Annotated in this window: 6 protein-coding genes; 5 read left to right on the plus strand and 1 reads right to left on the minus strand. The window is 47.9% G+C overall.

Going from position 1 to position 6564, the window contains the following annotated elements:
• Positions 1-271 precede the first annotated feature (271 nt).
• Entirely contained in the window at positions 272-508 is a 237-nt protein-coding gene (locus GPL15_RS22985; RefSeq protein ID WP_215701015.1) for a hypothetical protein, read from the minus strand.
• A gap of 204 nt (positions 509-712) precedes the next feature.
• Here GPL15_RS22985 and GPL15_RS22990 point away from each other — a divergent pair, with 204 nt between their 5' ends.
• The 5 genes from GPL15_RS22990 to GPL15_RS23010 form a co-directional block, all read left to right on the plus strand.
• The gene (locus GPL15_RS22990; protein WP_215701016.1) at positions 713-2293 is read left to right on the plus strand and encodes a malonate decarboxylase subunit alpha; all 1581 of its coding nucleotides are present in this window, start codon (positions 713-715) and stop codon (positions 2291-2293) included.
• A 9-nt stretch (positions 2294-2302) separates the two neighbouring features.
• Entirely contained in the window at positions 2303-3931 is a 1629-nt protein-coding gene (locus tag GPL15_RS22995) for an AMP-binding protein (RefSeq protein ID WP_215701017.1), read from the plus strand.
• Positions 3932-3966: 35 nt separating this feature from the next.
• Positions 3967-5106, plus strand: coding sequence for an acyl-CoA dehydrogenase family protein (locus GPL15_RS23000; protein WP_215701018.1), 1140 nt, complete (start codon positions 3967-3969; stop codon positions 5104-5106).
• 68 nt (positions 5107-5174) lie between these two features.
• Positions 5175-5960 carry an electron transfer flavoprotein subunit beta gene (gene etfB, locus GPL15_RS23005; protein WP_215701019.1) on the plus strand — a complete coding sequence of 262 codons (786 nt, stop codon included), beginning with the start codon at positions 5175-5177 and terminating at the stop codon, positions 5958-5960.
• Between the two features lie 35 nt (positions 5961-5995).
• Positions 5996-6564 (plus strand): 4Fe-4S binding protein (locus GPL15_RS23010; RefSeq protein WP_215701020.1); only part of this gene is annotated, 569 nt, incomplete at its 3' end.

The following is a 6564-nucleotide window of genomic DNA, read 5'->3' on the forward strand; positions in this document are numbered from 1 at the left end:
TGCCTTGACCTTTTACTGTTATTCCCCACGTCAGTTACTTGAAATGTCTATACCATAATTTGCTCTAAATACCAAACATCGTCTCAATCAAACGCTTCTCTGCCTTTTCTACTTCCCTCCTCAAAATCTTTATTTACCCTTTTGAGACCAGTACACAGCCGTGAATCCTGGGAATGGGGACAGACGGGGGCGGAGGCCTGCTTGGAAGGTTGGCACCGGTAGGAGGGGAATCCGTTGGCGATGAAAGCCGTCTGGAAACCGTTAGTGAAACTTAGGCTCCAGGGACGGAAAAAGACGGGCAGAAACTGAAAACCGAATCAGTTTCTGAGATGCCCACTGAACGGTAAAGTCCTATAAAGAGTTTACCGTGAATGGGCATCGGACCGCCTTTTTCCGTCCCTGGAGCCTTAGTTTCACTTACGGTTGGAAGCCGGTTTTCATCGCCAATGGATTCCGCTCCTACCGGTGCCAACCTTCCAAGCAGGCCTCCGCCCCCGTCTGTCCCCATTCCCAGGATTCACGGCGTAACTTCCTCAACTAAAATAAAGATTTAAAAAATTATTTATTGTGGAATATGTACAAAAAATGAGGGGGATTATCATTAAAACTCACGAATTCAGTTTAATCAAACATGTCTATGTTTACATGTTTGGCCTAATATGATATAATCACGTTAAGAAAATAACATAAGCGATTAGGGAAGGGGTAAGTTATGGCAAAATTTATTACTGCCAAAGAAGCAGCGCAATTAATTCCAGACCATGCGACCGTAGGCGTTGCTGGTATGGGACTGTCCGGCTGGGCAGAAGAGGTAGCTGTAGCGATCGCAGACAACTACAAGGAAACAGGTCATCCCTGTGATCTTACGATGAAACAGGGAAGCGCCATGGGCGATTGGAAAGAAAGAGGCATGACACGGCTGGGTTATGAAGGGCTGGTTACCAAATGGTCGGCAGCTCATATCGGCTCAGCCTTTGCCATGAACGATCTGGTAAGGGCCAATAAGATGGCCTGTCACTGCCTGCCGCAGGGAGTTATCGTCAATCTCTGGCGGGAGATCGCAGCACACCGTCCCGGACTGATTACAAAGGTCGGTCTTGGAACCTATGTGGATCCCAGAATTGAAGGCGGCAAGATGAATGAAGCCACCACGGAAGATCTTGTGGAACTAATTCAGCTGGATGGTGAAGAATATCTGTTTTATAAATCATTTAAACTGGATGTGGCTCTTCTGAGAGGGACTACGGCAGATGAGAACGGAAACATCACTTTTGAAAATGAAGGCCCCATCAATGAAGGATACGCGGTTGCGGAAGCTGCGAAAAACAGCGGAGGAATCGTCATTGTCCAGGTACAGTATACAGCGCAGAAGGGAACGCTCCATCCAAAAGATGTGAAGATTCCGGGAGCTCTGGTGGACTATGTTGTGGTAGCGACAGACCCCAACGCCTGCTGGCAGACGGAAGGAACCTATTACGAACCGGCATTTGCAGGCAACATAAAGAAACCTCTTCAGGCATTGCCCGTCATTCCCCTGTCACCGAGAAAGGTGATCACCAGAAGGTGCGCGGCAGAATTGAAAAAGGGCGATATCGTCAATCTTGGAGTTGGCATCCCTTCCGAGACGGCCAGCATTGTTTCAGAAGAGGGCCATATCGATGATATTATGCTCACCACGGAAAGCGGTTCCTTTGGCGGCGTGCCCGCAGCTCTTCCAAACTTCGGAAGCGCATATAACGCCGAAGCCAACGTGGATCATGGTTCCATGTTTGATTTCTATGACGGAGGCGGCTGTGACCTGGCTGTTTTGGGACTTGCCCAGGCAGACGAGGAAGGCAATATTAACGTGAGCAAATTCTACATACCGGACAAAAAAGACCCGACGAAGAAGATCCCAAGGCTTACCGGCCCGGGCGGATTTATCAATATTTCCCAGGCATCTAAAAAAGTCGTATTTGCCGGCATGTTTGCGGATAAATGCAAAGAGGAGATCAGAGACGGCAGACTGGTGATTCTGGAAGAGGGAAAAGGGCGCAAGTTCTTAAAGAAAGTGGAGCAGATCACATTCAGCGGCAAATACGCTTCTTCATCCGGCCAGGAAGTTCTCTACGTAACAGAGCGCTGCGTATTTGAATTGGTTGGCGGAAAGATGACCGTGATCGAAATCGCCCCTGGAATTGACCTTCAGAAAGATATCATCGATCAGATGGATTTTGTACCGGAAGTTTCTCCTGATTTAAAAATAATGGATGAAAAGATGTTCCTGGAAACATGGGGCGGATTATCCATGTAAGAAAGCGGTATGGTGCGGCAGATGGAAATGGAGCTGGTCAATAAGACCATAGGAGAATGCCTGGCCTGGCGGGTCAAGCAGTCTCCCGATGAAATGGCAATCGAATACTGGGATAAGAATTACACCTGGGCGGAACTGGATCTGGTATCGGATTATCTGGCCATCCGGATGTGTTCCTTTGGGATGAAAAAGGGCGATCACGTGGGAATCTGGAGTGTGAATACACCAAACTGGGTTCTGACATTTTTAGCCCTGCAGAAGATCGGAGCGGTTCCAGTGCTGATCAACACCTGTTACCTGGAACATGAACTGATGGATATCATCCGTTATGCCGACATCAAATATATGTATTACGGCGACGGGTATAAATCCCTTCTGTATGAAACCATGGTCGACCAGGTGAAAAAAATGGATTGGTGCAGGGTGGAACGCTGGATTCCCATAGGCCGCGACGGCGAAGGCAAGTGGATGACTGAAAAAAGCTTTTTTACTGCTGAAAAGAGCAAAAAAGAGATGGCAAAGCTGGCCCGTGTAAAACGCCAGGTTCAGCCCGGTGACATCGCCGGAATGCTTTTTACATCAGGAACCACCAGCATACCAAAAGGCGTAATGCTGAGCCATTTTAATCTGGTTAACAACTCTTTGGAAACGGCTGTGCGGATGAAGTGGAAGGAGAGCGACAAGCTGTTTTTGGTCGTTCCCCTGTTTCACTGTTTTGGAATCACCTCCGGACTGTTAGCCAGTATTCATGCAGGATGTACCATTCACCTGATGAAGTATTTTAAGACCAAAAAGGTGCTGGACCACATTGATAAATATAAATGTACCGTGTTAAACGGCGTGCCGTCCATGTTTTTAGCCATGATACGCAATCCGGCTTTTTCGGAATATTCGTTAAAAAGCCTGCGTTCCGGCATCATAGCCGGATCACCCCTGTCATCGAAAGAATACATATCGATCTGCCAGAGAATACCGGGAATTGATTTGATTCCTTCTTACGGACAGACGGAAACATCCCCCTGCGTGACCCTGGCGGACCGGGAAGATTATTTTGGAAGAAAAGCGGAAACCTCGGGCAGGGCCATCAGCCATGTGGAAATCAGAATCTATGGAACCCAGACCGGATTGATTCTGGATCATGATAAAATCGGAGAGATTCAGGTCAGGGGCTATAATCTGATGCAGGGTTACTACAAACTGCCCAAGGAGACCAAAGCAGTGATTATGGAGGACGGCTGGCTCAGAACCGGTGATCTTGGATATCTGGACCGGGACGGTTATCTGCATGTGGTGGGACGGCGCAAGGACATGATCATTCGGGCGGGAGAGAATATTTCACCTCAGGAGATCGAAGGATATATCAAAGATTTGTCCAATGTGCAGGATGTTAAAGTGATCGGCATTCCGGCAGAGGTGGTGCAGGAGAAAATTGTGGCCTGTGTTATTCCCGTTTTAGGCGCCCCGTTCAGTGAACAAGGGGTTTTAGCCTATTTAAAACCGCGGCTGGCTCATTATAAGATACCCAGCCATGTACTGCAGTTTCAGTCATTTCCCATGACTGCAAGTGGAAAAGTATTGATATCTGAATTAAAAAAGCAGGTTATCGATAGATTAGAACAACAAAATAAACCTGATTAAATTGCCGTAATACGGCAGAATGGAGGAATTAGAAGATGTATTTTACAGAACAGCACGACTTGATCAGAAAACTGGCCAGAGAATTCGCAGAAAAAGAGCTGACCAAAGAAATTCTGGACCAGGTAGAGGAAACGGAAGTTTTCCCGGAAGAGATTCTTCAGAAGATGGCAAAAGCAGGATTTTTTGGAATTAAGGTTCCGAAAGAACTGGGCGGACAGGGCGCAGATTCCCGTGCCTATGTTATTGTTATGGAAGAGATTTCAAGAGTGAGCGGCGTAGCCAGCTTGTATGTTTCTTCACCCAACTCATTATCCGGCGGACCTCTCTTATTATCCGGAAATGATGAGCAGAAAGAGAAATATTTAAGACCTGTTGTGACAGGTGAGAAGAAACTGGCATTTGCGCTTACAGAGCCGGGAGCAGGTTCCGACGCAGGCGGCATGACAACAACCGCTGTAAAAGACGGCGATTATTATATTTTAAACGGACGTAAAACATTTATTACCATGGCTCCTCTTTCTGATTACGCGGTGATCTATGCGAAGACCGATATGAGCAAAGGAACCAGAGGTATTTCTGCGTTCGTTGTGGACATGACACTTCCAGGCGTATCCTGTGGTAAACCGGAGGATAAGATGGGCCTGATCGGATGTGCCACCAGCGATATCATTCTGGAAAATGTCCGCGTACATAAGAGTGACCTTCTGGGAGAAGAAGGCAGAGGATTCAGCAACGCCATGAAGACTTTGGACACCGGACGTATGGGTGTTGCAGCCCAGTCAATCGGCGTGGCTCAGGGCGCTTTGGATGAAGCAGTAAAATATGCAAAAGAGAGAAAACAGTTCGGCAGAAGAATCGGTGATTTCCAGGCAATCAGCTTCATGATCGCTGATATGGCAACCAAGCTGGAAGCGGCAAAACAACTGGTATATAAAACCGCTTATTTGATGGATACCCATCAGGACGCATCCATGGCGGCATCCATGGCCAAATATTTTGCAGCAGAAACCTGTAATGAGATCGTAGGAAAAGCAGTGCAGATCCACGGCGGATACGGCTTTATCAAGGATTACAAGGTAGAGCGCATGTACAGAGACTGCCGCGTATTCACCATTTACGAAGGCACATCCCAGGTACAGCAGATGGTAATTGCAGGCAAATTATTAAAAAAATAATACGGTAATTATGTGGAAAAACACTCACATGAATATAGATGCCGCAATGCGGCAGAGCGGAGGTAGAAATGAAGATATTAGTTTGTGTAAAACAAGTACCAGATACCAATGAAGTAAAAATCGACCCTGTAAAGGGCACCCTGATCCGTGACGGTGTTCCAAGCATCTTAAACCCGGATGACGCCAACGCATTAGAGGCAGCTCTCCAGATCAAAGACCAGGACCCGGATACAGTAGTTGCAGTGCTGACCATGGGACCGCCACAGGCCACCTATATGCTGAGAGAATGTCTGGCAATGGGCGCTGATGAAGCATACCTTTTGAGCGACCGGGCATTCGGCGGAGCCGACACTTGTGCCACATCCACCACCATCGCAGCCGGAATCCGTAAAGTGGGCGGCGTGGACGTGATCTTCGCAGGACGCCAGGCCATCGACGGAGATACCGCCCAGGTAGGACCTCAGGTTGCCCAGAGACTGGGTCTTCCTGTAGTAACCTATGTCCAGGAGATCAAGCTGGAAGAAGGCAAAGCCATTGTACAGAGACAGATGGAAGACGGCTACGAAGTGATCGAAGTCCAGACCCCATGCCTTCTGACCGCTGTAAAAGAATTAAACGAGCCGAGATATATGAACATCGGAAGAATCGTAGATGCATATAAGAAAGACATCACCGTATGGAACCATGACGATGTGGAATTAGACCCGAAGAACTGCGGCCTCAATGCATCCCCAACCCAGGTATTCCGTTCCTTCACTCCGCCGCCAAAGGGAAAAGGCGAGATGTTAGGCGGAACCATCCAGGATATGAGCGCAGCTTTAGTTGGAAAGCTGAAAGAAAAACATTACATTTAGGGATCGATAGAGAACGAGGAAAGGATGTATAGAAAATGGCAGTAAATGTGATTAAAGAAAAATGTAAAGGCTGTTCCATCTGTGTGAAGAACTGTCCTTTTGATGCAATTACCATGGAAAACAAGCTGGCAGTGATCGGAACCGCATGTACGGGCTGCGGCGTGTGCGTGGAGAAATGTCCATTCAAGGCGATTGAAAAGGTAGAGGAAGAAAAAGAAGAGAAAGATTTAAGCGCATATAAGGGAGTTTGGGTATTTGCAGAGCAGAGAGACGGAAAAATCATGCCTGTAGTGATCGAACTTCTTGGAGAAGGCAAAAAGCTGGCAGCGGAAGTGGGCTGTGAGCTCTGCGCAGTGCTCTGCGGAGAAGGGATCGAAGGCCTTGCGGACGAACTGTTCGCTTACGGCGCGGATAAAGTGTATGTTGCGGATGATCCGGAACTGTCCACCTACCGCACCGATGCCTATACGAAAGTGATTTATGAAGCGATTGAAGAATACAAACCGGAAATCGTGCTGTTGGGCGCAACCCATATCGGCCGTGACCTTGGCCCCTGCCTGGCAGTGAAAGCCAACACAGGACTGACAGCAGACTGTACCAAGTT

The organism is Clostridium sp. MCC353 (assembly GCF_018785315.1).
GTDB lineage: Bacteria > Bacillota > Clostridia > Lachnospirales > Lachnospiraceae > CHH4-2.